The sequence below is a fragment of the Pseudarthrobacter sp. Pseusp20 genome, from assembly GCF_059492155.1.
Window position 1 is genome coordinate 4,104,586 of record NZ_CP168521.1, and the last position, 24,661, is coordinate 4,129,246.

Annotated in this window: 22 protein-coding genes and 1 pseudogene; 9 read left to right on the plus strand and 14 right to left on the minus strand. The window is 64.2% G+C overall.

Going from position 1 to position 24,661, the window contains the following annotated elements; all coding sequences use genetic code 11:
- Nucleotides 1-5: 5 nt before the first annotated feature.
- The 5 genes from ACEN9K_RS19070 to ACEN9K_RS19090 all read right to left on the minus strand — a co-directional run bounded on the left by ACEN9K_RS19070 (nucleotide 6) and on the right by ACEN9K_RS19090 (nucleotide 5,248).
- A complete protein-coding gene (locus ACEN9K_RS19070) occupies nucleotides 6-1,130 on the minus strand; it encodes a Gfo/Idh/MocA family protein (RefSeq protein ID WP_495634860.1) in 1,125 nt (374 codons plus the stop codon).
- Nucleotides 1,131-1,196: 66 nt separating this feature from the next.
- Complete coding sequence (locus ACEN9K_RS19075) at nucleotides 1,197-1,937, minus strand: SDR family NAD(P)-dependent oxidoreductase (RefSeq protein ID WP_223992734.1); 741 nt, start codon at nucleotides 1,935-1,937, stop codon at nucleotides 1,197-1,199.
- On the minus strand, nucleotides 1,934-2,845 hold the full coding sequence (locus ACEN9K_RS19080) for a shikimate dehydrogenase (RefSeq protein ID WP_018770651.1): 912 nt from the start codon (nucleotides 2,843-2,845) through the stop codon (nucleotides 1,934-1,936). The genes ACEN9K_RS19075 and ACEN9K_RS19080 overlap by 4 nt, the downstream gene beginning before the upstream one ends.
- Nucleotides 2,842-4,215 (minus strand): MFS transporter, encoded by a 1,374-nt coding sequence (locus ACEN9K_RS19085; RefSeq protein WP_018770652.1) that lies wholly within the window; start codon nucleotides 4,213-4,215, stop codon nucleotides 2,842-2,844. The genes ACEN9K_RS19080 and ACEN9K_RS19085 overlap by 4 nt, the downstream gene beginning before the upstream one ends.
- A gap of 121 nt (nucleotides 4,216-4,336) precedes the next feature.
- Complete coding sequence (locus ACEN9K_RS19090) at nucleotides 4,337-5,248, minus strand: LysR family transcriptional regulator (RefSeq protein ID WP_495634861.1); 912 nt, start codon at nucleotides 5,246-5,248, stop codon at nucleotides 4,337-4,339.
- Between the two features lie 119 nt (nucleotides 5,249-5,367).
- On the opposite strand from ACEN9K_RS19090, the gene ACEN9K_RS19095 reads away from it, so the two are divergent.
- Entirely contained in the window at nucleotides 5,368-5,727 is a 360-nt protein-coding gene (locus ACEN9K_RS19095) for a VOC family protein (protein WP_018770654.1), read from the plus strand.
- 238 nt (nucleotides 5,728-5,965) lie between these two features.
- Here the strand turns inward: ACEN9K_RS19095 and ACEN9K_RS19100 are convergent, their stop codons facing one another.
- Together ACEN9K_RS19100 and ACEN9K_RS19105 are read right to left on the minus strand one after the other, a co-directional pair.
- Nucleotides 5,966-6,109 (minus strand): hypothetical protein, encoded by a 144-nt coding sequence (locus ACEN9K_RS19100; RefSeq protein WP_155845608.1) that lies wholly within the window; start codon nucleotides 6,107-6,109, stop codon nucleotides 5,966-5,968.
- Nucleotides 6,110-6,317: 208 nt separating this feature from the next.
- A complete protein-coding gene (locus tag ACEN9K_RS19105) occupies nucleotides 6,318-7,238 on the minus strand; it encodes a patatin-like phospholipase family protein (protein ID WP_223992738.1) in 921 nt (306 codons plus the stop codon).
- 190 nt (nucleotides 7,239-7,428) lie between these two features.
- On the opposite strand from ACEN9K_RS19105, the pseudogene ACEN9K_RS19110 reads away from it, so the two are divergent.
- Nucleotides 7,429-7,909: pseudogene (locus tag ACEN9K_RS19110) on the plus strand (GNAT family N-acetyltransferase).
- Between the two features lie 14 nt (nucleotides 7,910-7,923).
- On the opposite strand, the gene ACEN9K_RS19115 reads toward ACEN9K_RS19110, so the two are convergent.
- Nucleotides 7,924-8,949, minus strand: a complete 1,026-nt coding sequence (locus ACEN9K_RS19115; protein ID WP_495634862.1) for a LacI family DNA-binding transcriptional regulator — start codon at nucleotides 8,947-8,949, stop codon at nucleotides 7,924-7,926.
- A gap of 166 nt (nucleotides 8,950-9,115) precedes the next feature.
- Between ACEN9K_RS19115 and ACEN9K_RS19120 the strand changes: the two genes are divergently transcribed.
- Together ACEN9K_RS19120 and ACEN9K_RS19125 are read left to right on the plus strand one after the other, a co-directional pair.
- Complete coding sequence (locus ACEN9K_RS19120; protein ID WP_026265982.1) at nucleotides 9,116-10,051, plus strand: dihydrodipicolinate synthase family protein; 936 nt, start codon at nucleotides 9,116-9,118, stop codon at nucleotides 10,049-10,051.
- Between the two features lie 115 nt (nucleotides 10,052-10,166).
- Entirely contained in the window at nucleotides 10,167-11,564 is a 1,398-nt protein-coding gene (locus ACEN9K_RS19125) for an MFS transporter (RefSeq protein ID WP_018770661.1), read from the plus strand.
- A 79-nt stretch (nucleotides 11,565-11,643) separates the two neighbouring features.
- Here the strand turns inward: ACEN9K_RS19125 and ACEN9K_RS19130 are convergent, their stop codons facing one another.
- From ACEN9K_RS19130 to ACEN9K_RS19145, 4 genes are all read right to left on the minus strand, one after another.
- On the minus strand, nucleotides 11,644-12,126 hold the full coding sequence (locus ACEN9K_RS19130; protein ID WP_018770662.1) for an SRPBCC family protein: 483 nt from the start codon (nucleotides 12,124-12,126) through the stop codon (nucleotides 11,644-11,646).
- A 179-nt stretch (nucleotides 12,127-12,305) separates the two neighbouring features.
- Nucleotides 12,306-13,361, minus strand: a complete 1,056-nt coding sequence (locus ACEN9K_RS19135) for a hypothetical protein (protein ID WP_495634863.1) — start codon at nucleotides 13,359-13,361, stop codon at nucleotides 12,306-12,308.
- A 27-nt stretch (nucleotides 13,362-13,388) separates the two neighbouring features.
- Nucleotides 13,389-14,267: a phosphatidylinositol-specific phospholipase C/glycerophosphodiester phosphodiesterase family protein gene (locus tag ACEN9K_RS19140; RefSeq protein WP_495634864.1), complete on the minus strand. Its 879-nt coding sequence runs from the start codon at nucleotides 14,265-14,267 to the stop codon at nucleotides 13,389-13,391.
- A gap of 308 nt (nucleotides 14,268-14,575) precedes the next feature.
- A complete protein-coding gene (locus tag ACEN9K_RS19145) occupies nucleotides 14,576-16,024 on the minus strand; it encodes an HNH endonuclease signature motif containing protein (protein WP_495634865.1) in 1,449 nt (482 codons plus the stop codon).
- A 302-nt stretch (nucleotides 16,025-16,326) separates the two neighbouring features.
- On the opposite strand from ACEN9K_RS19145, the gene ACEN9K_RS19150 reads away from it, so the two are divergent.
- Together ACEN9K_RS19150 and ACEN9K_RS19155 are read left to right on the plus strand one after the other, a co-directional pair.
- Nucleotides 16,327-17,979: an alkaline phosphatase D family protein gene (locus tag ACEN9K_RS19150; RefSeq protein WP_026265984.1), complete on the plus strand. Its 1,653-nt coding sequence runs from the start codon at nucleotides 16,327-16,329 to the stop codon at nucleotides 17,977-17,979.
- The gene (locus tag ACEN9K_RS19155) at nucleotides 17,976-19,247 is read left to right on the plus strand and encodes an alkaline phosphatase family protein (protein ID WP_495634866.1); all 1,272 of its coding nucleotides are present in this window, start codon (nucleotides 17,976-17,978) and stop codon (nucleotides 19,245-19,247) included. Before ACEN9K_RS19150 ends, ACEN9K_RS19155 begins: the two co-directional genes overlap by 4 nt.
- Before the next feature lie 43 nt (nucleotides 19,248-19,290).
- On the opposite strand, the gene ACEN9K_RS19160 is transcribed toward ACEN9K_RS19155, so the two are convergent.
- A complete protein-coding gene (locus ACEN9K_RS19160) occupies nucleotides 19,291-20,478 on the minus strand; it encodes an acyl-CoA dehydrogenase family protein (protein ID WP_018770668.1) in 1,188 nt (395 codons plus the stop codon).
- Between the two features lie 150 nt (nucleotides 20,479-20,628).
- Nucleotides 20,629-21,525 (minus strand): LysR substrate-binding domain-containing protein, encoded by an 897-nt coding sequence (locus ACEN9K_RS19165; protein WP_495634867.1) that lies wholly within the window; start codon nucleotides 21,523-21,525, stop codon nucleotides 20,629-20,631.
- 174 nt (nucleotides 21,526-21,699) lie between these two features.
- Between ACEN9K_RS19165 and ACEN9K_RS19170 the strand changes: the two genes are divergently transcribed.
- From ACEN9K_RS19170 to ACEN9K_RS19180, 3 genes are read left to right on the plus strand one after another with little or no spacing between them, the layout of a single operon-like run.
- The gene (locus tag ACEN9K_RS19170; protein WP_495634868.1) at nucleotides 21,700-22,950 is read left to right on the plus strand and encodes a CaiB/BaiF CoA transferase family protein; all 1,251 of its coding nucleotides are present in this window, start codon (nucleotides 21,700-21,702) and stop codon (nucleotides 22,948-22,950) included.
- Nucleotides 22,943-23,407, plus strand: a complete 465-nt coding sequence (locus tag ACEN9K_RS19175; protein WP_495634869.1) for an acyl-CoA thioesterase — start codon at nucleotides 22,943-22,945, stop codon at nucleotides 23,405-23,407. Before ACEN9K_RS19170 ends, ACEN9K_RS19175 begins: the two co-directional genes overlap by 8 nt.
- Nucleotides 23,404-24,600: an acyl-CoA dehydrogenase family protein gene (locus ACEN9K_RS19180; RefSeq protein WP_495634870.1), complete on the plus strand. Its 1,197-nt coding sequence runs from the start codon at nucleotides 23,404-23,406 to the stop codon at nucleotides 24,598-24,600. The genes ACEN9K_RS19175 and ACEN9K_RS19180 overlap by 4 nt, the downstream gene beginning before the upstream one ends.
- Nucleotides 24,601-24,661 lie beyond the last annotated feature (61 nt).

The following is a 24,661-nucleotide window of genomic DNA, read 5'->3' on the forward strand; positions in this document are numbered from 1 at the left end:
GTTCCTTAGCCTCCAACCCGAACACGGGGCAGGGTATCTGACGGCAGTTGGGTGAAGTGGACGGGTTTGCCGGTACGGGACGATTCGTAAACCGCCAGCAGGATCCGCAGGGCCTTCGTGGCGTCCCGGCCTGTGATGGCCGGTTCGCCTCCTTCACGGACGGCCTGGACAAAATCCTTGACCTGGGAGGTGTGGTGGGGGATGAGTTGGCCATTGATCCTTTCCAGGGGAACGTTCCCCTGCATTCCTTCCGGGTAGGCAGGCTCGGTGCTGACCGTCCCGGATACTGCCCACAGGTCCACCCGCCCGTCGCTGCCTTCCGGGAATTCGGTGAGGGACGCGGAGGCACCGGTCTCCCCCGTGATCCGGACCTGCACGCCAAGGCTCGGGGACACCGCCGTCGACGCTTCAAGGGTGGCCATGGCACCGGAGGTGAAGGTAATGACGGCCGTCGCTGAGTCCTCCACTTCGATGTGCCCGCCGTGCTTGTAGGTGGTGATCTTCCCGTAGACCTCTGCCACATCTCCCATGAACCACTGCAGCAGGTCGATGTAATGGATGGCCTGGGTCATCAGGACGCCGCCGCCGTCGTTGGCCCACGTTCCGCGCCAGGCATCCCGGGAGTAGTACTCCGGTTCGCGGTACAACATCACCGAGCATTGGCCCATGATGGGCCGGCCCAGCGTGCCGTCGTCAATCGCTGCACGGATGCGCTGCGCGGCAGGCCAGAACCGGCGTTGGAAGAGGACGCCCAACTTCACACCGGCATCCCCGCAGGCCTTCACCATCCGCTCAGCCGATGCCAGCTCAATGGCGATGGGCTTTTCACAAAGAACATGGACCCCTGCCGCAGCGGCCTGCAACACCACATCCTCATGGGTGGGGTGCGGCGTGCAGACGGAGATGATATCCAGGCCCAGGTCCAGGAGCTCCCGGACGGTGTTCACTGCCGCCGGGATCCCCCACGCCCCGGCAGTGCCACGCGCACGGTCCAGGTCGATGTCGCAGACCCCGGCGATGGTGACGTGGTCAAGGGCGCGGAAGGCCTCCAGGTGGTTGCGGGAGATTGCGCCGCATCCTGCGATTCCAATCCGGAGAGGGCGGGCGGTGGGAGGTGGTGCGGTGTTCATCGACTGGTGCCGTCTTTCTGGTGCGGTGGGAAAGTGTGTGGGTCCGGGCGGCCGGCTGGTTCCGGCCTAGTAGGCGGCGCGGCCGCCGGACAGGTCGAAAACGAAGCCAGTGGTGTAGGAGGCCGCCGGCGAAATGATGAATTGGATGAGCGAGGCCGCCTCGGCGGGCGTGCCGAACCTGCCCATCGGGATTTTGGCGGCCTGGGCTGCCTGTTGTTCCTGCGGAACTTCGGCGAAGAGCGGGGTTACAACATTGCCCGGGGCGAGGGCGTTGACGGTGACCCCTGACAGCGCAAACTCCTTGGCGAGGGACTTGACCAGGCCCAGGATCCCGGCTTTGCTGGCAGAGTAGGCGGCCATGTTGGCCACGCCTTCCTTGCCGGCTGTCGAGGAAATGTGGAGCAGCCGGCCGTAGCCTGCTTCTGCCATTCGCGGCAGGACGGCCCGGGAGACGATGAACGCCCCGGTCAGGTTGATCCTGATGATGCGTTCGAAGTCTTCCACGGACATGTCCGCCGCAGGGGACACGGGACCCAGGATGCCGGCGCAGTTCACCACCGCGTCGAGCCCTCCCATGTCCTCCGTTGCGGCGGACACGGCCGCAGCAACGGACTTCGGGTTGGTGACGTCCATGGCCAGTGACGAGGTCCCGGCTTCTCCGGGCCAGGTTGCCGAGGGCAGGTCGGCGCCGACCACCGCCGCCCCGGACGCCCGAAGGCATGACGCCGTCGCACGCCCGATGCCGCTGGCTGCCCCGACCACCAGGCAGCGGGACCCGGTGATGGTGGCCGGTGCCTGGCGTGTCATCGGCTAACCGCCCGTCGGAAGTTGGCAAGCATGCGGTCAGCGTCTGCGGGAATCCCGGTGAAGAGTTCGAAGGCGGCGGCTGCCTGGCCAACCACCATGCGGCCGCCGTCAAGTACAGCGCAGCCCTTGCCACGCGCTGCCCTGATCAATTGGGTTTCGAGCGGCCGGTAGACCACGTCCGCCACCCACAGGCCGGGGTGGATGAGGTCCGGATCCACCGGTGTACCGGGGTGGCCTGTCATGCCGATGGGCGTGGAGTTCACCAGCCCGTCGGCCTCCCGGAGGCTTCCGGCGATGGCATCCGTCCCGCTCACTGACAGCTGGCTGCCCGGGAAGTGCCGGGCGAGCCTGGCGGCGAGATCTTCGGCCCTTGCCGGTTCAATATCAGCAATGACCAGGTTCCTGGTTCCGGCGCTGAGCAGCCCGAAGGCCACTGCCGCACCGGCTCCCCCGGCACCGATCTGAACCACCGAGCCGGTCGTTGCGGTCGGAAGGCCGGCCCGGAGACCGCCGATGAAGCCAACGTGGTCCGTGTTGTGGCCCACCGCCCTTCCGTTGTGGAAAGTGACGGTGTTGACGGCACCGAGGATCCGGGCTTCGGGTGAGAGTTCGTCGAGGCCGTCCTGCACCAGTTGTTTGCTCGGATGGGTGATGTTCAGGCCGTCGAATCCGAGGTCTGCTGCGCGCCGCACCAGTGCCGCGGACCGCTCTGCGGGTTCTCCGATGACGTCCAGATCGATGACTCGGTACGTGTAGGAAAGGCCCAGGCTATCGGCTTCCGCTTCATGTAGGGCCGGGGTCAGTGAGCCGCCGATCCCCGATCCGAGCAGTCCGACGACAAACCGGTGGCCGGTATCGGCTTCACGTGGTTGGAATGACCACAGGCCAGGCAGCGCGAGCTGGCTCATGCCTGCACCTTGGCGGTGGCTGCCGCAGGAATGGCGGACGACGCCGGGTGGCGCGCCAGGTCAGACTTCTTGAGTCCCAGCTGGGCAGTTGGAGTCTTGAAGGTCTCGGGTGCCATCAGCGCAGCGACCGCGGAGATGGCACAGGCCACCGCGGCGAAGGTTGCGACCGGCACCCAGTTGGCTTTGTCCCCACCGATCAGCAGCTCGGAAATGACCGGGGCGAATCCGGCCAGGAGCAGTCCGAACATGAGGCTGATGGCCATGCCCGAGTACCGGACCCTGACCGGGAACTGCTCCGGGAAGTAGGCGGGGTAGATGGAGTTGGTGGACGTGTAGGCGACACCGATCAGCAGGATGCCGGTGAGGAAGATCAGCGGGACGTTCGCGGCGGAGAGGGCCATGAAGAACACGTAGATCATGCCGATCTGCAGCAGCAGCCCGGAGACGAAGACGGGTTTGCGGCCGATCCGGTCCGACAGCATGCCTGCCAGCGGACCCATGGCGACGGCGGCAAGGTTCGCGACGGCGATCACCGTCAGCATGAGTCCCTTTTCCACGCCGACCACCGAGGTGGCGTAGGAGAGGGCGAAGACGTTGATGATGGTGTTGATGATGGTGAACAGCGACATTGCCGTGACGCGGATGACGGTTGCCCAGTGATGCCGGAACAGCGTAACAAGCGGTACCTTGACCACTGCGTCGTGCTCTTTGACTTCCTCGAAGACGGCAGGCTCTTCGAGGAGGCGGCGGAGGATAAAGGCGATGACTGTGACTACTGCGCTGGCGAGGAAGGGGATGCGCCAGCCCCAGGAGAACAGCTGGTCTTCGGGCATGGATGCCACCGGAATAAAGACGAGGGTGGAAAGCACGATGCCGAACATGATGCCGCTCATCGTCCAGCTGGTGTAGAAGGCGCGCTTCCCGTCAGGGGCGTGCTCAAGGGTCAGTGAGCTTGATCCGGGTGATTCGCCGCCCGCCGAAAGTCCCTGCACAAGGCGAAGAACCACGATGAGGATGGGCGCTGCCATCCCGATTTGGCTATAGGTAGGCAGGCAGCCGATGAGGAAGGTCGAGGTACCCATTAGCAGCAGGGTCAGGAGCAGGACCCGCTTGCGGCCGAACTTGTCGCCGAGGTGCCCGCAGACCACTGCTCCGAGCGGGCGGGCGATGTAGGCGACGCCCACCGTTGCAAAGGACAGCAGCATGGCGGAGGGGCCGGGCGCGAAGAACAGCTTGCCGAAGATCAGCGCTGCCGCGGAGCCGAAGATGAAAAAGTCGTAGTACTCAAGTGCGCTGCCCACGAAGCCGGATACGGCCGCGATTTTCGCGTTGTTTTTGGGGCGTGCTGGAGCCGATGTCGACACTGACATGGAGTTCCCTTTCTTGTGGTTCGCCGCTTGATGCGGCTGCTCCATCCAGTGTGGCTGTCATCACTTAGCTAGTCCACGACTAAAATGATCTATCACTATGCTGCTATTCCACTAAGTGGAGTTAGGTGCCGTCAGCGGGGATCTCCGGAAAGATCTCTTCGACAACTCCGAGCACAGCGGCCAGGACGGCTGAATCGTTCTCCGCCGACCACGCGATGGCATGGTTCATGAAATGCGGCGGGTCATCCAGGGCCACGTATGTGGCTCCGGAGGGAATGATGCCCGCTATCCCGCTGCTCATCAGGGTGACCCCCACACCGGCGGCGACGAAGGTCAACACCATGTAGGGGTCTGACAACTCCTGGACGATGCGGGGACGGAATCCCGCCGCCTGGCAGGCCGCGAGCATCACGTCGGTCATTGACGATGAGCCATCCAGCGGCGGGGAAATGAAGTCGTCGGTTGCCAGTGACTTCAATGGGATGGACTGTTCCTGGGCCAGCGGATGGTCCAAAGGAAGTACCGCGCCGACTTCCTCACTGGCAACCAGCCTGGTCATCACCGACGCTGGCGGGGATTCGGGAAGGCCAACGAAAGCAAGATCGAGAGCGCCCTTCGCGACGCTGGCCAGTCCATCAGCCGTTCGGACCCGGCTGGTGAGGTCCATCTTGATGTCGGGATAGCGACGCCGGACGGCGCGGGTGAGCGGCGGAAGAGTGAGATGGTTTACAGCACCTGAGAATCCAATCCTGATGTTGCCACGGATGCCCGCCTCCTCGGTCTGGGCCGCCTCCCGGGCAAGGCGCATTTCATGGAGCACACGGTACGCCCGCGGCAGCAGGGCATACCCTGCCGGTGTGAGGGCTACGCTTCTGGTGTTGCGTTCAAAGAGACGCGTCCCCAGGTCCGCCTCCAGCTTCCGGATGGTCTGGCTCAGCGGCGACTGCGAAGTGTGCAGGCGCTGTGCGGCACGGCCGAAATGCAGTTCTTCGGCGACCGCAACAAATGCTTCCAGCCAGCGGATCTCTGTCATATCTTCAGAATTTACTCTTTCGTGCCTATTGCCGTGGGCGCGCAGCTTTCGCAGACACCGGCGCTCCCCCATGCGCAGGAACCTGGCCGGGCCCCAAGGACCGGGTTTAGGCTGGGCGGATGTTGACCATCGGAACCATCGTCCTCGGCGTCAACGACGTTGCCGCCGCCGCCAACTTCTGGAACGCCGCCATCGGCTACGTCCCGCGGGAACCTGGCGACGACACGTGGGTGACCCTCGTGCCGGCGTCGGGCCCTGGCGCGGAACTGTCCCTCCAGCTCAGCGAAACGCCCGTCCAGGACCACCCGCGGATCCACCTGGACCTCTACGCGGATGACCAGGCTGCGGAGGTTGACCGGTTGGTCTCGCTGGGCGCCCAGCGGGTGGACTGGGACCTGTACCCGGATGACCCGGACTTCGTGGTCCTGGAGGATCCGGACGGGAACCGGTTCTGCGTCATCGACAAAAGCCCGCGATAGCGCCGTCACCGGAAACAAGCCCGCCGCCGGCACCACTACTTCCCGCGCGACACTGTCAACGCCGGCTACCTGCGGGAGAGCGGCAAAAACACCTTCTGGCGCGGCGTCACCATCGGAGGACTGGCAGTCAGGCAGGAAGGACGACGGCGGGTGGGCACCCGCCGTCGTCCTTCCTGCTTTGATCCCGGCCGTCAGCAGCGGGCGGCCGGGCTAGGAGTTCCGGCCGCCCGCGCGCCTGTCAGCGCTGGTTCTTGCGCGGCTTCACGATGTTGAGTATGCCGCTTTCATGTTTCGCTTTTTTGTCGGCCCGTTTTTCAAGAATCGACTTGCCGACCTTTTTGGCAGCGGAGCCCCTGGGAGATTTTCCGGACATCGGAATCACGCCTTTCCTTGCTTGCGATACCCGCCACCCTACGCCGTTTTATTTTTTTATCCAGCCCTCCCAAAATCGCCCCACGCAGCCGCCCCCGCCTGCCCTGCGGCGGGGTCTGGTCATTTTCGGAGCGGAGTACAAAAACATTAAATTGATGATTCTGCTGATTTGGGCATGGCGCCGAAATTTCCGAAATTGCCGCAGGAAAACCACCCACTCAACGCCAGAATTCAGTGAGCTGCGGGGCCAGCTTTTCACCGTGGCTGAACCCAGCCCGGGCCGCGGCCGGACGAAGTGACAGATCCATGGCGTTGGCACCAAACATGTGCTCGGAACCGCTGTCCGGGAAGACCGTTTCCACCCTGCTCCCACCTGCAGTCAGCTCCGCCATCTGCGCGGTGAGCTGCATGCCCCATTCGAGCGGCATCCGGGTCCTGCCGCCAAAGGGCGAAAGCACCAGGACGCGCCCGTGCCCCGCGGCAAGGTCGGCGTTCTCGTTGCGCCGGTAGCCGCCGTCGATATAGCGCCTGTCCCCGATCCCGTAGGCGAACCCGCTGGCACAGCTGGCGGCGACGGCGTCCACCAGGTCCACGCCGCTGTTGCGGTCGAAGACGGCCGGTTCGCCGGTGCGGGCATCGACCGCCGTAATGAGCAGCCTGTGCTGCGGCCACTCCCGGATTGGCAGCCGGCTGGCGACGGTTTCGCGCCACCGCCCGGTGGCGTCATGCGCGGAAGCGAGGTCCAGCGCCAGCGCGCCCATCCTGCGGCGCATGTCGGCTGGATCTGCAGCTGAGGCGATGATCCGGTCAGTCCGCTCGAGGTGGTCGGACACCGGCCTGGCGGGACTCACCCCAGCAGCTGCTCCGGCCGGAGCCGTTCGTTGCTGCGGCGCAGCGTCAAGGACGGCCGCATAGAGTTCGGCGGGAGGGGCGCCGGCGATCTGGGCTGCAGCTGTTGACCCGGCGGAGGTGCCGATGACCAGCTCGGCGCCGGCCACGTCCAAACCGGCATCGGCCAGCCCGGCGAGGACGCCGATCAGCCATGCATTTCCTGTTGAGCCGCCGCCGCCAAGGACCAGTGCCCGCCCGGAAGACACCGCGGAGGTGCCGTGCGGGGTTAAAGAAGGTGTTGAGTTCATGGGAGTCGCCCTTCGCGAATTGCCTGATTCGGCGCTCCCGGTGGCGACTAGTTCAGCCGCTCGATCGTGGACTGCGGGGAGCACCCATTGCGGATACAGCATTCATGGGTCTCACCTCCTGCGGCCTGGTCACGATCATGGGAATCTTGGCACACCTGCGGGGCCGGGCGCAACGGGTAAATTTGTAGCGATGATTTTGATTGAGCGGGACAGCCCCGCGCGTGATGACGTCCGTCTGCTCCTGAGCGAGCACCTGGCGGACATGTTCGCCACCTCGCCCGCCGAAAGCGTCCACGCCCTGGACCATTCCGCGCTGTCCGCGCCGTCCATCTCGTTCTGGACCGCACGCGAGGACGGCGCACTGCTGGGGTGCGGCGCCCTCAAACTTTTGCCTTCCCCCGGCCGGCACCGCTAGGCACGGCGAGATCAAGTCGATGCGCACCACGGCAACGGCGCGGGGACGGGGTGTGGCCACCCTCATGATTCGGCATATCCTTGAGGACGCCCGTGCCCGGAACCTTGGGCACGTCTTCCTGGAGACTGGAACAGAGGATTACTTCGCGCCCGCACGGCGTCTCTACGCCCGGCACGGTTTCACCGAGTGCCCGCCCTTCGCCGACTACGTCCTGGACCCCAACAGCGTGTTCATGGAGCTGAGGCTCCAGGCGTAAGGGTAGACGCCCCCTTACCGCGGAAAGTGTTTGGGGGCGCCGCTGGATTCGCGGGGAATGAGCGTTGGAAGGGATTTCCGTATGCGCGGTTCCTTTCCGGGATTCACAATGAGGTCGATCGCGGTGGCGGCGATCTGGTCCAGGGGTACCCGCACGGACGTCAGGGGCGTGGAGAGCCTGGCAGCCAGGGGGATGTCGTTATAGCCCACGAGGGCCAGGTCTTTCCCTATCTCGATCCGGTGATGGTGCGCAGCGGCAATGACCCCCATGGCAATGTTGTCATTGGCTGCGAATATGGCTGTGGGTCGGTTTCCCGCAGTGTGTCCAAGCAGGGTTTCACCTGCCGAATATCCGTTCTCGATGCCGTATCCGGCCGCGATCAGCCATTCTTCGCGCGGCTGTATCCCTGCTTCGCTCAGTGCTTTCCGGGCTCCTGCCAGGCGTGCGGTTCCGGTTGATGTGAAGGCGGGACCGGTAACAACAGCAATGTCACGGTGACCGAGGTCGATGAGGTGGCGTACGGCGAGGTAGCCACCAATCTCGTCGTCTCCGAGCGCGGAGGGGCTGATACCGTCGGTGCGCAGCACCAGCGCATGGGCTACCCGGCGCTCACGCAGCCGCCGGGGGAGTTCGTCATCGAGGCGTGCCGTGGCGAGAATCAACCCGTCGACGTTTCTGTCCAGGAGTGTTTCGGCTGCGCGTCGTTCATCCTCGGGGTCATCCCCACTGGTAGCGACCATGGCGAAGTAGCCGCGGGAAGAGGCGGCCTTTTCGAGTTCTTCGAACATCAGGGCCATGACGGTGTCGCTCAGGCGGGGGACCAAGACACCCAACGTCCGGGTCTCGCCGCGGCGAAGACTTGAGGCGAAGGAGTTCCGCCGATAGCCGAGCTCCTCAGCGATTTTCCGGACGTGTATTGCGGCCGCTGAACGGGACGGGGTGCGTTCATCCAGGGCCCGGCTGGCCGTGGAGATGCTGACGCCACTGGCAGCTGCGACGTCCTTCAGGGTAACGATCTCAGCCGGTAAGGCCCGTTCCATCGCGGTTCTCCTCTTCAGCAAGGGTGTAACAGACACTCTATTCCTCCAACTTGCAAACGTTCCCTTGACAGTGAGCTGCGACACGTGCAAACTTGAAAACGTTCCTGCAAACGTTCCCATACTAGCGGAACTGCCAACTATCAAAGAAGAGAAGAAGGTAGCTGTAATGACACTCGATCTCCGCGGACTCAGCCCCGCACCTGTCACCCCGTTCACCGAAGATGGCGCTGTCGACTTCGCTGCGATCCAGCGTCTGGGTTCGTGGCTCGGATCGATTGAGGGCGTGAAGAGTCTCGTCGTCTTGGGCCACGCCGGCGAAGGCACGTTCCTTACCGAAGAGGAGCAGCTGGACGTCATCCGCGCGTTCGTGGCGTCCACCGACGGCCGCATTCCGGTCGTGGCGGGCATCACGAAGGAGGGCAACAAGACCGCGGCCCTCGAGGCCAGGAAGGCCGTCGAGGCCGGCGCGTCAGCTGGTCTCGTCTACCCCTCGCACGGGTGGCTGCGCTTCGGATACCAGAAGGGTGCCCCGCAGTCGCGCTACCAGGAGATCTACGAAGAGTCCGGCCTGCCGCTGATCCTCTTCCAGTACCCCGATAACACCAAGGCGACCTACGACCTCGACACCCAGCTGGAGATCGCCGGCCAGGAGGGCGTCTTTGCCACGAAGAACGGTGTCCGCAACATGCGCCGGTGGTACACCGAGATTCCCGCACTGCGCGCCGCGTACCCCGAGCTGCAGGTGCTGTCCTGCCATGACGAGTACCTGCTCCCGACAATGTTCGATGTCGACGGTCTGCTCGTCGGCTACGGCAACATCGCCCCCGAACTGCTCGTCGAACTGATCGAGGCCGGCAAGGCGCAGGACTACAAGCGTGCCCACGCCATTCATGAGCGGCTGCTGCCAGTGACCAAGAACGTTTACCACCGCGGCTCCCACATGGAGGGCACCGTCGCCTTGAAGTGGGGCCTGGTGAACCGTGGCATCCTCGAGCACGCCACAGTGCGCACCCCGCTCCTTCCCCTGCCGGAAGGCGCCGAGACCGAAATTGCGGAAGCCTTCGCCGCCGCAAACATCGGCAAGGTCACCGCCACTGTCTGATCCACGGATCCTGAGGATGGCGGGGACAACTCCCGCCATCCTCCCCTAGGCTTTTGCCATCTCCACTCTTGGTCAATGAGGACCCCAGCACCGCGCTGGAGAAGGAGGACTCGCAATGCGCGAGCCGAACAACACCACCACCATGGCTGGCGGCCCCAACGCCGCCCGGATAAATGCAGAGCTCGTAGCCCGTCTCGAAAGGCTTCCGCTCACCCGGCGTCTGACCCTGATCCGCGTGATCATCGGGTCCGCCACGTTCTTCGACGCCTACACCGTCCTGGCCATCGCCTTCGCCATGCCGCAGCTGTCCACGGAATGGCACCTGACGGCCGGGGAGATCGGGATGATCCTGTCAGCCGGATACGTCGGCCAGATCTTCGGCTCACTCTTCTTTGGCCAGCTGGCCGAAAGGATCGGCAGGCTTCCCGTCCTGCTCATCACCATCCTGCTCTTCGTCTCCATGGACGTCGCCTGCCTGTTCGCGTGGGGCGCCGCGTCGATGATCGTCTTCCGCTTCATCCAGGGCATTGGAACCGGTGGTGAGGTCCCGGTGGCCAGCGCCTACATCAACGAATTCGTTGGAGCGAAAAAGCGCGGCAGGTTCTTCCTCCTCTACGAGGTCATCTTCCCCGTGGGCCTCATGTTCGCCGGCATCGCCGGGTACTTCCTTGTCCCGGTGGTGGGCTGGAAGGCGATGTTTATCGTCGGCATCGTCCCCGCCCTGCTCACCATTCCCATGCGCTGGCTGATGCCCGAATCCCCCCGCTGGCTCGCCTCCCGGGGACACGTCAACAAGGCAGACATGGTTGTCACCATGCTGGAAAATGAAGCCCGAAAAGCAGGCCACGCCCTTTCCGAGCCCGTTGTGCGCCCCGTGGACCCGAAAGCGACCGCCCGGACCGACTGGCGCGAACTCTTCTCAGGCATCTACCGCAAACGCACGCTCATGATCTGGATGCTTTGGATCTGCGTCTACATGGTCAACAACGGCCTTATCACCTGGCTCCCAACGCTCTATAAGCAGACCTTCAACCTCCCGCTTCAGGCCAGCCTTGCCTACGGCTGGGTGACATCGGCAGTAGGCGTCGTGGCGTCCATCCTGTGCGCGCTCCTCATCGACCGCGTGGGCCGCAAGCGCTGGTACTCATGGGCATTCCTCGCCGCTACGGTCCCGCTGGTAGTGCTCACCGCCCTCGGCGCCGTCTCCGCCACGCAGGTTGTGGTGTTCGCCAGCATCGCCTACGCCATCCTCCAGACCATCTCGTTTTCCCTCTACCTCTACTCGGCCGAGCTCTACCCGACGCGTCTCCGCGCCATCGGCACCGGATTCGGAAGTGCCTGGCTTCGGGCAGGCTCCGCGATCGGGCCCATCCTGGTCGGCTGGATCGTGGACAATTACGGGGTCAGCTACGTCTTCACGGTCTTCGCCGCAGTCGCGCTCATCGGTGGACTGGTCACCATCTTCTTTGCCATCGAAACCAAGGGCCGGGTCCTCGAGGAACTCTCGCCCTGACCCGCACCACAACCACAAAAACAAGGAAACGTACGACGCCGGGCGGGCACCCGCCGTCGTACGTTTCTGTTTGCCAGGTCTACAACTGGCCGGTGGGGCCGCTGTCCTTGACTTCGCCACGCCAGCCTCCGGTTTCTGTGCCGCGCGATTCAACGAAGTCCTTGAACTTGCGCATGTCCGCCTTGACCTGCATCTTGTCGATCTTCAGCGCCGCGCCTGCCTTTTCGGTGACGGTTTCCGGGGCCCATTCGAAATGGACTTTGACCTTGGTGTGAGTAGCGTCCAGCGGCGTGAACCTGACGATACCGGCATGCGACTTGCCGTCGACGCTGCGCCAGGCGATCCGGTCATCGGGCTCCTGGTCGACAATTTCAGTGTCGAACTCCCGCCTGACGCCACCCACCTTGGTAACCCAGTGGTTGGTGGTGTCCGTCAGCTGGGTTATCGATTCCACTCCGGACATGAACCGCGGAAAGGATTCGAACTGGGTCCACTGGTTGTAAGCGGTACCCACCGGGACGGCGACTTCAACGGTCTCTTCAACCTCTTCGAAGTGTTCCATCTGCTTCCTCCTTATGACGGACGGCCGCAGCGACAGACCGGCAGCACTGGCCTTCCTGCCAGTCAGGCAGCCGCCACCCCAGCACGATAAGTCCGGCAGCTATCTGTGTCCAGAGCCTTGGAATTCCCAAGCGGACGACGGCGGGTGGGCGCCCGACGTCGTCCGCTTCCGGTTGGTGCCTACCCGCTGAAGGCGACCTTTTCCCAACTCAGGACGTCCTCACCCGTGGCGCTGTTGCCGGCCACAGTGAAGCGCACATAGTCCACGGCGTTGTTGGCGCCGTCCACGGTGATGCGCCGCAGGTTGTCCGCTGGGGCCGAGCCGTAGATGCCCAGCCACGGCGATCCCGCGGCGAGGGGCTGGTTCTCCGCGAAGACGTGGCTGTCACCGTTGATGAGGTAGACCGGTGCGTCGAAGTGGTTGGTTTCCTCGACGATCGCCTGCACGATCCCGCGGAAGCCGGAGACGGTTTCGGGATTGGCGGTGGCGTCGGCCAGGAGGGAAGGGTCGAACATGTCGGCCTGCTGCATGAGCACCACCGCGCGCTCATTGCTGCGCCTGGCGTCGGCGAAGGTCTGGTGGATCTGGGTGATGACGGCGTCCGTCCGGTGCTCCACCTCCGCCAGCTGCTCCGGGGTGGGTTCTGTCTTGCCCAGGCCCGTCCACGGCAGGAGGGAGTTGTTGCTGCCCTGGACGTTCAGGACGGAGACGGCCACCCGGTTCTTGGTGAAGCGGACGTCCTCGGGCAGGCCCAGGTTCGCCTGGGACTTCACCGGCATGGTGGCGCCGAGTGTCTTGCCGGGCTGGTTGAAGAAGACCTCCCGCAGTTTGTCCAGACGTTCCAGCGGGTTGTAGGCGCCGTTGTTGGCGCGGTGGCAGTCCACCCATTCGTTGTCGCCAGGCGTGTAGACCAGCGGGTGGGTGAAGGTGTCGAACTGGGAGCGGATGTAGGAGAAGTACCCGTCGGAGCAGACGGAGGAGCCGTTCTTGATGTCGCCCACGTGTGCTACAAACTTCAGGTCCTTGTCGGCGTTGAGGTCCTGGATGCGGGACGGGAACTTGGCGATCTCGGTTGCGCCGTAGGGGATGTCGCCGATCGCGGCGAAGGTGAAGGCCTGGTTGTTGTCGCTGCTGCTGTCCGCAGCCTGTATTCCGGCGAATGCGGGCTGGGACGCAAGGAGGCCAAGCGCCAGGGTGAGTGCCGCCGTCGTAATTTTCAAAGTCTTTGTGGGCATGTGATTGCTCCTGTTTCTGCTAAATGCCTAGGCGCCGCGGGCGGTGAGGAACTGCTGGAGGCCGGCGAGGTCGTCGGTGTTGATGTGGTCCACGCCGGCGTCGGCCAGTTCGGTCCAGACGGCGTCGCGGGCGGCGCCGGGCTGGTCCGGGGTGGCCCAGAAGCGGACGCGGTAGCCGTTGGCGTGGGCCGTGGCAACGAAGGCGCGCAGCTTGGTCCGCTCGGATTCGGGCATGGGGCCCACGCCCTGCCAGGTGAAGAGCTTGGTCCAGTTGTCGCTGACCAGGGGCATCAGGGCGGCGGGGAGGCCTGAGGCGAGGTCCGTAGAGCGGCCGTCGTAGAAGCTGAAGCGCTGGGTCTGTGCCTGCATGGTGGCCAGTGGGCGGTTGCCGCTGATGACGGCGGTCACCGGGCCGGTCTTGACGTTGCCGTTGGTGTAGCGGCTCATGATGCCGCGGTGTTCGGACAGTTCCTGTTCGACGGCGGCGTAGGTGGCCTCGCCTTCGCTCTTGATGTCGATCAGGAGTTGGAGGCTGCCGTCCCACTGGGGGTAGACGCTGTGGCCGGGCTGGCTGCGGACCAGGTCCTGGAGCGGGTCGAGGTAGAGGCTCTCGAGCGTGACGCCCTGCTTGGCGTCGGCGAGGTCGTGGGCCACCCGCAGTTCGCCGTCCACAAGCCACACGACCGCCTCGACGCTGGTGAAGCCGTGCTCCAGGGCGTCGAACAGGGGCCGGTCATGCTCGTAATCATTGTGGGCGTGTGTCCCGGCAAGCGGCTGGCCGACGACGACGGGAGCCGGCCTGGGTGCCTCAGCCGGGGCTTGAGTCTGCGCCTGGGCGGGGGCTACGGCTGTCCCGGCAAGGGAAGCGAGGATGGCGACGGTGGCGAGGGTGCTTTTCACGAACACGGAGTACTCCTGGTGCGTCGGGGATGTCTGCCCGGCCGGGGTGTGACGGGCGGAAGGGTGCCCGAACAGCTTGCTGTGCCTGCTGGAACGGTTTGGAGCGCTTTGGTTGATGGTGGGTAAACGGAAGGGAACAACAGGCCGGTCCCTACAGGACCGGCAGCCTGCTTCCAAGACCGGCACGGATGTCTACTTCACTTCCAAGACCGGTACGGATGATTGCTCCACGTGGCGCCGTGGTTGGACGCGGTCCTGGCTGTGCCGGGGCGCACACCAACGGAGCACGCCGACGGAGAGCATGAATACCCCGGCTATGACGCAGCCAGATAATCCACGCATACTGCTTCCAAGAGGCTTCCTTCTCCGGGCAGGAAGCCCGGCGGCCACAGTGGCGGTTCCCGGTCCGGTTGTTCGGCGTTGTATTGGCGCCCGGTGGGCGAGATCCAGCCGGGTGGTTCGTTCCTGGCGGCTGGTCCGGGGCTCCAGCCCGTTCGGTGCTTGAGCCTGTGGTGCTTGGGGCACAGGCGACCCAAGTTGCTGATTCCGGTAGTTCCGCCATGTTCCCAGGCTGTGAGGTGGTCTGATTCATTATCCAGGCTGGCGTTGCTGCAGCCGGGAAAAGTGCATTTTCCATCGCGCATCCGCAACCACCGCTTCAGTGATTCCGGGAGGCGGTAGCTGGTCCGGCTGATTTCCAGCGGTGCCCCGTCCCGGGGATCCACGAGGACCCGGTAGAACGAGCCGGCACCTTCCGTGACGAGCCTTCGGGCCATCGACGCCGGGATGGGTCCGTAACCGTCAAGCTCTGCGGGCTCGTCCGCGGTTCCGAGGAGTGAAAACACCGGCACGGTGACCAGCACGTCGGCTTTAAGGGAGGGCGCCGCGCCAACTGCCTGGGCTGGATTGCCCAACAGCAACCCCGCAGCCACATCCGCCCTGAGCTGGGCAAGCGTCCGCGGTTCATCCGGGCCCTGCAGGCCGCGGGCCATGGCGGACATCCTGTTCCAGACCGCGCATGCCGTGTCCGCCCGCATGTACAGCGAGACCCATGCCATTCCGTCCCGGTCCAGGGAGTACTCCATCCGCCGGTCCCCTGCGCACTTCGCGTGCCTCGAATCCAGGGACTCCGGGTGATGCCGTTCCCGCCAGGAACGGACTTTCCGACGAAACCGGGCCGGCACCAATTCGCCAGCAGCGGCTCCCCTGGCCGCGTTCGGTGCCTCCGGGTCAAGGAAGTGAGCTTCCAATGAAGCGGCCGCAGCGGGGTTGAGGCCAGAGGTTTCGTCCACAAGGATCCGTGCGTGCTGCCAGGAAATGCTTCCGTCCTGGAGCGCATCCAGCGTCGACGGCAAAGAGCTGGTCAGCGCCTGGGCTTCCCCCAAAAGTGCAGACGCGGCACGTTCACCGATGGTGAGGACGCAGGCAACCTCTGCCACCATGCTCATTTCCCGCGCCGACGATTCATAGGCACTTTGCGCCGGCCCTTCCAACGCATCTGACGCCTCTGCGTAACCGGCCAGCAATTGGACCTTCGCCGCGGCTGTGGCAGCTTCGATCCGGGCCACCACCGCCAGGCCGTCCAGGCAGGACTCGGAAAGTTCCCGCAGAGGATCATGGCCAGCCAGGCCGTCTCCACGAGCCGGCGCTTCCGAGGAACGGGCAAGGACTCCGGCCAACTCGTCCACCAGTCCGGCCAGGGAGGTGACAGCAGCCGGCAACCCGGCCCTGCGTCCCACGTCCACAACCGCTCCGGTTTCCATACCCAAATGCTGTCACTGGGGTCTGACAATTCGAGTTCCGATTCAACCTGTCCACCGTGCTGAGGCAAGCGATTGTGTTCATCAGGACATCGGCGCCCACATCTCCAGCCATGGTTCTTCGGGGCCCATGCGCTGAACGGGGCGGCCAGGACTGTGCATCCGCGCCACCTGGCCTTGCCATCATCGGGAGGCAGACATGGGAGGTATCCGTCAGTTGCCCGGGAGCAAACACTTGGGAAACTGCAGGCGAACTCCCGGACGGAAAGCCCAATCCGCTACTGGCGAGTAGGAATACTCGAATTATGAACACTTACACTCGTCGTCAAATGCTAAGGTCCGCAGCGGTGGTTGCGGCAGCGGGTGGCAGTGGCTCGCTTTGGGCCGGGACCGCCGCGGCCAGCGCGGCCGCAGCTGGTACGGGGATTTTCGCCTACGGTGTTGCCTCGGGCGACCCGTTTCCTGACAGCGTGCTGCTCTGGACACGGGTCACGCCGTCACCTGAGGCCCTGCCCGGGAGCGGGCTGGGCCCGGAGGTCACGGTGGGGTGGGAAGTCGCGGCTGATGCAGACTTTAGAAAAATAGTTGCCCGCGGCATCGCCAACGCCAGCCCGGCCAGGGACCACACGGTCAAGGTTGTTGCGCCCCGGCTCTCCCCAGGCACCAGTTACTGGTTCAGGTTTACCTTGGGGCAATCAGTTTCCCCCGTAGGCAGGACCCGAACAGCACCCGCCGCCGGTACCCCCGTGGACCGGCTGAAGTTTGGCGTGGTGTCATGCGCCAACCTGCAGGCCGGCTATTTTTCCTCTTACCGCCACCTCGCCGCCCGCGGAGACCTCGACGCCGTGCTTCACCTCGGCGATTACCTCTACGAATACGGGCCTGGCGAATACCAGGCACGTGACGTGGTGGTCCGTCCCCACGAGCCTGCCCACGAAATGACGCAGTTGGCCCACTACCGCCGCCGGCACGCACAATATAAGACCGACCCGGACCTGCAGTCGCTGCACGCCGCCGCGCCGTTCATCGTGACCTGGGACGACCACGAATCGGCCAACGACGCCTGGAAGGGCGGCGCGGAAAACCACACTGAGGGAGCCGAGGGAGCGTGGGATGAGCGTTTTGCCGCGGCACATCAGGCCTACGCCGAATGGATGCCAGTGCGGTACGAACCTGGCGGCCAACTTTACCGGCGGTTGGACTTCGGTTCCCTGGCCAGCTTGTCCATGCTGGATTTGCGCTCCTACCGCGATCATCAGGCCGCCAACGCAGCCGACCCCACAGTCGACAGCCCTGACCGCAGCATCACTGGCGCCGCACAGATGGACTGGCTCCTTGGCAACCTGAAGTCCACTGGCCCGCAATGGAAGCTGGTCGGCAACCCGGTCATGATCACGCCAGTGCGCGTCCCGTCATCGCTGAGCACGGCCGAACTGGGCGGGGTGCAGAAACTTATGGGCGGCACCACCATCGACGGGGCGCAGATCAACGTCGACCAGTGGGACGGCTACGAGGCGGACCAGCACCGCGTCATCAGCCACCTGCGGGACAACGCGGTCAAGGACACTGTGTTCCTGACCGGCGACATCCACTCCGGCTGGGCATGCGACATCCCGGCCGATCCCGCCACCTACCCCGTCACGGGCGATTCCGTGGCGGCCGAACTTGTCTGTACTTCGGTGACGAGTGACAACCTGGACGACATCCTCAACGTGCCACCCCGTACGGTCTCCGTCGGCGTCGAGAGCGCCATCAAGGGGGCAAACCCGCACGTGAAGTACCTCGATTTCGACTCGCACGGCTATTCCGTCCTGGACGTCACGCCCGGCGGAGTGCGGATGGATTGGTATGTCCTCGCCGAGCGAACTTCCGCCGGCTCAGGATCCACCCTGTCCACCTCGTTTAATATCGCAGCCAACACCGGCAAAGTAACGCCGGCACAAGGAGGCCTCTCTTGAGCTCATCAACTCATCAGAACCCAGGACGCCGGCAGTTCCTGAAACTCGCCGCCGCAGGAGGTTCCGCCGTCGTGCTTTCCGCCGCCCATGGGGCGGCATGGGCAGCACCCGCCGCCGAACGTGTGCGAAGCTACGTGCTGGTGGTGGACGGCTGCCGCCCAGACGAAATCTCCACCACGCTGACCCCACGGCTGGCCGCGCTCCGGGCCGCTGGCACCAACTTCCCGGCAGCCCGGTCGCTCCCCGTCATGGAGACCATTCCAAACCACGTGATGATGATGACGGGTGTCCGTCCGGACCGCTCCGGGGTCCCTGCCAACTCCATCTTCGACAGCACGGAAAGTGTGGTCCGCGACCTCGACCGGCCCACCGACCTGCACTTTCCAACTATTTTGGAGCGTTTGCAGGAGCGCGGACTTACCACGGGGTCTGTACTCAGCAAGAAGTACCTTTACGGCATTTTCGGAACCCGAGCCAGCTACCGCTGGGAACCCCAGCCGCTTCTCCCGGTAACCGGCCACGCACCCGATCTGGCCACGATGGACGCCCTGCTGGCCATGGTCAGCGGGCCGGACCCCGACTTCGTGTTCACCAACCTGGGCGACATCGACCGGGTGGGGCACTCCGACCTCACCGGCACCACGCTGCGGGCGGCACGCGAGGCCGCGCTGATGAACACTGACCAGCAGGTGGGACGTTTCATCGATCACCTCAAGGGCACGGGCAAATGGGAGTCGAGCGTGATCATGGTGCTTGCTGACCACTCCATGGACTGGTCCATTCCCACCAATGTGGTTTCCGTCGACCTGATCCTGCAGGCACGCCCTGACCTCCAGGCCAACATCAGGATCGCCCAAAATGGCGGGGCGGACCTGCTGTACTGGACCGGTTCCGAAGCGGACCGCCTTGCGGGATTGGCCGCCGTCGAACAGCTTGTGGACGCGCATGAGGGAGTGCTGTCAGTACATAAGCACGGCGAACTCCGGCTCGGGGCCGAGGCGGGAGACCTGGTGGCCTATTGCCGGGCGGGCTGGCGCTTCTCCGACCCGTACGTGATCTCAAATCCGATTCCCGGTAATCACGGACATCCCGCCACGGAACCTATCCCCTTCTTCATTACCGGCGGCAGCCCCAAGGTAGTCGCGGGGGTTTCTTCGGATCCGGCCAGGACGGCCGACGTGGCGCCGACCATTGGCGCGATCTACGGACTCAACCCACCGGCCGGCGGCTATGACGGGGCTTCCCGGGCAGGAGCACTTGGGCTTTAAGCGGCCGGCATGGCACGCGGCCGCACAGCCGCGTGGCATGCCGTCACTCCTGCCGGAACGCCGGGATGCCCGTGATCCGCTGACCCAGGATTAGGGTATGGACCTCGTCCGTACCTTCATACGTTCGCACTGATTCAAGGTTGTTAGCGTGCCGCAGCGGCGAGTAGTCCAGGGTAATTCCGTTTCCCCCAAGGATGGTGCGGGCTTCGCGGCAGATGGCAATGGCCTCCCTGACGTTGTTCAGCTTTCCCACGGAGATCTGAACTGGCTCCAGCGTCCCGGAGTCCTTCAGGCGTCCGGTATGAAGCGCCAGCAGGGTCCCCTTTTGGATTTCCAGCAGCATATTGACCAGTTTTTCCTGCGTAAGCTGGTAGCCGGCGAGGGGCTTGCCAAACTGGAGGCGGTCGCTGGAATACGCCAAGGCCGTTTCGTAGGAGTCCCGCGCGGCACCCATAGCCCCCCAAATGATTCCGTAACGGGCCTCATTAAGGCAGGAAAACGGGCCGCTGAGCCCGCGGGCACCGGGCAGGAGCGCAGTGGACGGCAGCCGTACTTCATCGAGGCTGATGTCACATTGAATGGAGGCCCGCATGGACAGCTTCGAGTTGATGGGCGTCGCAGTGAAGCCGGGGGTGTCCGTCGGGACGATGAACCCGCGGATACCTTCGGTAGTGTTAGCCCAGATGACCGCAATCTGGGCGACTGAGGCGAGCCCGATCCAGCGCTTTGCGCCGTTGATGACCCAGCCGCCGTCTCCGTCGGGTGCCGCGAAAGTTGCCATGCTGGAAGGATCGGAGCCGGCCGTGGGCTCGGTGAGTCCGAAGCAGCCGATCTTCTCGCCCCGCGCCATCGCCGGCAGGTGCTCGTTCCGCTGCTCCTCGGACCCCCATTTGTGGATGGCACTCATGGCCAGGGAACCCTGGACGCTGACGAAGGTCCGAAGCCCGGAGTCGCCGGCTTCCAACTCCATGGCGGCGAGGCCATACTCGACGGCGCTGCGGCCCGGGCATCCGTAGCCCTTGAGGTGCATCCCGAGGACCCCCAACTCCCCAAGCTCGGGAACAAGCTCGAGCGGGAAGTGGGCGTCCTCATACCACTCGGCGATGTTGGGCCGGATCCGTTCATCCACAAAGGCACGGACAGTGCTGCGCAGCTCCAGTTCCCTGGAGGTCAGGAGGGTGTCAAGGTTTAGCACGTCGTCGAAGACCAGGGCAGGTGCGGTTACGGTCACGGTGATTCTCCTGGCAGGTCAAGGGAAGGGTTGGCGTCAGCACGGGCGTACTTGCACCCGGTGACCCGAACCACTGTGCCAGCCTGATTGCCGTCAGATCCAATACCTAATAGTGATTCCGGTTATGCCCCATGCGCATCAATGGACGGTTCAGTCCGGCGATGGAAGGACCTCTTCCGACAGCCGAAGGACCTCGCGCAGCGCCGGGCTGGTGTTGTCCTTCCGCCAGACCAGCCGCAGTTGGATGGGGTCAACCGGATCATCAAGGGGAATGAACACGACACCCGGGTGGCTGAAGTTTTCCGGCACGGAGGACACTGTCAGGGCGACACCGATCTCGGCTGCCACCAGCGCCATAAGAGTCTGGGAATCCGGCGCCACCTGGGCAATCTCCACGACGTAACCTGCGGCACTGGAGAGCCTTCGAAGGTGGTCATGGAGGATGGCGCCCGGGTGCTCCGGCAACGTGACGAAAGGCTGCCCCGCGAGGTCTGCCATACGCAGCGAAGCCTGTCCGCCCAGGGGGTGGCTTTCATACAGGGCAACGACGAGCCGCTCGTTGGCCACGATCCGCGAGTCAAGGACAGCAGGAATGAAATTCCAGCGGCCCAGGCCGACTTCCATGGACCCGCTCATAACCTTGTCCATGGCCGGAAGGGCGAAATTGGAGCTGGACAGCTCAAAGTCGATTCCCGGGTGCACCTCCCGGACACGCTTGGCGAGCTTGCCAACCATGACATGCGAGGAAACCCCGGCAAAGGCGACCCGCACGCGCCCGGTTTCGCCGCGGCCCACCGAGGCGACCGCGAGGCGGCCCCGCCGGCACCCCTCGAGTATCTCGCGTGCCGGGCCGAGAAGGGCCTCACCCGCGGCGGTCAGCTGCACCGTGCGCGTGCTGCGGATAAACAGCGGCGCCTTCAGTTCGTGCTCAAGCCGCTGGATGGACCGGCTCAGCGGCGGCTGGGCCATATGGAGCCGACGCGCGGCCCGGCCGAAGTGCAGTTCCTCTGCCACGGCGAGAAAGGCCCGGATCTGGTGTATCTCCACTTCCGCTCAGCTCCTGACCAGGTAAACGTCGTTGTTCATACGCCCAACATACCGAAGGCAGACCCAGCTGACATTGATGGCGCTGAGGTATCAGTCCGGCACCCAATGTGTATTGGACGCGAATCAGTCCGCTTGGGAAGGTAGGTGATGCACACCACAAAGCGGAGGAAGCAGATGACACAACCGATCAAAAAACCGGTTTCCAGCGGACATAGTCGTCCCGCTGGCGGTGACGACAATCCTGAAGGTGACGTCCTGGGCCGGGCCAGCGCGGGTCCCCTCGCCGGCGTTGTGGTGGCAGATTTCAGCAGGGTGCTGGCAGGCCCGTACGCCACCATGCTCCTGGCTGACATGGGCGCCACGGTTATCAAGGTGGAGGGACCTGAGGGTGACGACACCCGCACGTATATGCCCCCCGTACGGGACGGCGAGGCCACGTTCTTCCTCGCGGTTAACCGCAACAAACATTCCATTGCCCTGGACCTGAAAGACCCGGAGGACCTCAACGTTGCGCGTTCCCTGATCGCCAGCGCTGATGTCATGATCGAGAATTTCAAGCCCGGCAACATGGCGCGGCTGGGCTTGGATTACGCGTCCGCGGCCGAACTGAACCCGAACATAATCTATGCTTCCATCACTGGGTTCGGTACTGGAGCGGGCGCACATATTCCGGGGTATGACCTGTTGGTACAGGCCGCATCGGGGATGATGAGCCTTACCGGGGACCAGGACTCCCAACCGTACCGGGCAGGCATCGCGCTGTTCGATGTCATCACGGGCCTGCACGCTGCCATCGGCATCCTGGGGGCACTACACCACAAGGACCGGACCGGCGAGGGTCAGCTGGTGGAACTGAACCTGCTGACCTCGGCCCTGTCCGGCATGGTGAACCAGTCTGCGGCCTACGTAACGGGCGGTGTGGTACCGACCAGGATGGGGAACGAACACCCCAGCATGTATCCATACGCTCCGATGCAGACCGGGGACGGCACTATCATCATCGCGACGGGAAATGATGCCCAGTTCGTCCGGCTGTGCGAGGCGCTGGGGATTCCCGGAGTCGCCCGTGATCCAAAGTTCGTCACAACTCTGCAGCGCAACGCCAACCGTAACGAGCTGCGCGGCATCCTCCACGCCCAACTGGCCAGCCAGTCAGCCGACGAATGGTTCCGTGAGCTCTCCTCGGCAGGGCTGCCCTGCGCTCCGATCCAGGATGTCCGCGGCGGTGTGGAGCTCGCTGAACAGCTGGGGCTGAACCCGGTAGTGATGGCTGGCGACGGGCCCCGGAAGATACCCACGGTCCGCCATCCTGTCGAGTATTCCCTTACGCCGGTGGACTATTCGCTCGCACCCCCGGGATTGAACGAAAGCTCCCGCTTGGTGCGGGAATGGCTACTCCATCGGAAAGCCCTGGTCGATGCCTGAAACCTACCGGACCCGAGTCTGCCCACGATGGTCCGACCAGGACCTCAACGGGCACGTCAACCACGCCGCCGTCGTCACGCTCCTGGAGGAGTCAAGAATCAAATGGCGGTCTTCGATGCCGGGCATACGCCGAGCCGAAGCGACCCCCACGGTGGTAGCCAGCCTCGAAGTGAACTATCGGCGGCCAGTCCACCACGGCGAAGACCTGGAGGTTGAACTCGCGGTGACCAGGATCGGCACGAGTTCGTTCAGCCTGGAATTCAGGGGCAGCCAATTCGGGGCGGTCGCCGTAGACGGCCGTACCGTGCTGGTTTCAGTCCAGCCGGACACTGGCAAGTCCCGGCCCCTGGCGGAACACGAGCGCCACTGGCTCACCCTTTTCCAGCCTTCACATCGAACTACAGACCCGCAGGGCAAATGGGTCCCCGATCACACACCACTGGAGCTCACTCAATGAAACCCGAAACGGCCGCGAACGGCACCGATTTTTACCTCATGGACGATTTCCTCAGCGCTGAGGACCGGGCGCTCCGGCTGAAAGTCCGCGCCTTCGTCGACAAAGACCTGCTGCCGGTCATCAACGGCTATTGGGAACGTGCCGAGTTCCCCTTCGAACTTGTACCCAAACTTGCCGGGCTCGGCATCGTCGGAACAACCATTCAGGGCTACGGATGCCCTGGGCTAAGCCGGCTTGCCGCGGGGATTGTCGCCGCCGAGGTCTCCCGCGGCGACGGTTCCGTCAACACCTTCCTCGGCGTCCAGTCCGGACTGGCGATGGGAACCATCAACATGCTCGGCAGCGAGGAGCAAAAGCAGCGCTGGCTCCCTGCCATGGCCGCCCTCGGCAAGATCGGCGCCTTCGCCCTGACCGAACCCGAGCACGGGTCTGACTCCGTGGCGCTCGAAACCAGCGCACGGCGCGAGGGGGACAGCTACATCATCAACGGGCGCAAACGCTGGATCGGCAACGCCAGCATGGCCGACGTCGTCATCATCTTTGCCCGCGACGAAGCGGATGCCAAGGTCAAGGCGTTCGTGATGGAGCGTAACGAGGACGGCAGCTTTCCAGAGGGGTATTCCACCGAAGTCATCACCGGCAAGATTGGCAAGCGGGCGATCCTCCAACCGGACATCACCCTTGAGAACCTCCGGGTCCCGGCGGCCAACCGGCTCACGGAATGCCATTCGTTCAAGGACGTCACCAAGGTACTCACTTCCACACGCAGCGGCGCCTCCTGGGAGTCCTACGGCCACGCAATGGCCGCTTACGAGATCGCAGTGGACTATGCCAAGACCCGCCAGCAGTTCGGCAAACCAATCGGCAGTTTCCAGCTGGTGCAAAACAAGCTGGCCAACATGCTTGCAGAACTGACAGCCATGCAGCTGATCTGCTTTCGCCTTGCCGTGCTGGCCGAGGACGGCCGGATGACCGGGCCCATGGCCTCCATGGCCAAGATGCACACGGCCCGGAAAGCCCGCTGGATCTGTTCAGAGGCACGGGACATGCTCGGCGGCAACGGAATGCTGCTGGAGAACCACGTGGCGAGGCACATGACCGACATGGAGGTCGTCTCCACCTATGAGGGCACGGACTCGATCCAATCCCTTCTCGTTGGCCGCGAGATCACCGGCCTCTCCGCCTTCAGCTAGCTCCCGGGCGGGCCCGACCCGGGCTTGCCAAAGCACGCTCCAAACACCAGCAAAGGAAATG

Excerpts from the sequence above, each read along its gene's own strand:
- ACEN9K_RS19070 (WP_495634860.1), bottom strand. The coding sequence starts at position 1,130 with ATGAACACCGCACCACCTCCCACCGCCCGCCCTCTCCGGATTGGAATC.
- ACEN9K_RS19075 (WP_223992734.1), bottom strand. The coding sequence starts at position 1,937 with ATGACACGCCAGGCACCGGCCACCATCACCGGGTCCCGCTGCCTGGTG.
- ACEN9K_RS19080 (WP_018770651.1), bottom strand. The coding sequence starts at position 2,845 with ATGAGCCAGCTCGCGCTGCCTGGCCTGTGGTCATTCCAACCACGTGAA.
- ACEN9K_RS19085 (WP_018770652.1), bottom strand. The coding sequence starts at position 4,215 with ATGTCAGTGTCGACATCGGCTCCAGCACGCCCCAAAAACAACGCGAAA.
- ACEN9K_RS19090 (WP_495634861.1), bottom strand. The coding sequence starts at position 5,248 with ATGACAGAGATCCGCTGGCTGGAAGCATTTGTTGCGGTCGCCGAAGAA.
- ACEN9K_RS19095 (WP_018770654.1), top strand. The coding sequence starts at position 5,368 with ATGTTGACCATCGGAACCATCGTCCTCGGCGTCAACGACGTTGCCGCC.
- ACEN9K_RS19105 (WP_223992738.1), bottom strand. The coding sequence starts at position 7,238 with ATGAACTCAACACCTTCTTTAACCCCGCACGGCACCTCCGCGGTGTCT.
- ACEN9K_RS19115 (WP_495634862.1), bottom strand. The coding sequence starts at position 8,949 with ATGGAACGGGCCTTACCGGCTGAGATCGTTACCCTGAAGGACGTCGCA.
- ACEN9K_RS19120 (WP_026265982.1), top strand. The coding sequence starts at position 9,116 with ATGACACTCGATCTCCGCGGACTCAGCCCCGCACCTGTCACCCCGTTC.
- ACEN9K_RS19125 (WP_018770661.1), top strand. The coding sequence starts at position 10,167 with ATGCGCGAGCCGAACAACACCACCACCATGGCTGGCGGCCCCAACGCC.
- ACEN9K_RS19130 (WP_018770662.1), bottom strand. The coding sequence starts at position 12,126 with ATGGAACACTTCGAAGAGGTTGAAGAGACCGTTGAAGTCGCCGTCCCG.
- ACEN9K_RS19135 (WP_495634863.1), bottom strand. The coding sequence starts at position 13,361 with ATGCCCACAAAGACTTTGAAAATTACGACGGCGGCACTCACCCTGGCG.
- ACEN9K_RS19145 (WP_495634865.1), bottom strand. The coding sequence starts at position 16,024 with ATGGAAACCGGAGCGGTTGTGGACGTGGGACGCAGGGCCGGGTTGCCG.
- ACEN9K_RS19150 (WP_026265984.1), top strand. The coding sequence starts at position 16,327 with ATGAACACTTACACTCGTCGTCAAATGCTAAGGTCCGCAGCGGTGGTT.
- ACEN9K_RS19170 (WP_495634868.1), top strand. The coding sequence starts at position 21,700 with ATGACACAACCGATCAAAAAACCGGTTTCCAGCGGACATAGTCGTCCC.
- ACEN9K_RS19175 (WP_495634869.1), top strand. The coding sequence starts at position 22,943 with ATGCCTGAAACCTACCGGACCCGAGTCTGCCCACGATGGTCCGACCAG.
- ACEN9K_RS19180 (WP_495634870.1), top strand. The coding sequence starts at position 23,404 with ATGAAACCCGAAACGGCCGCGAACGGCACCGATTTTTACCTCATGGAC.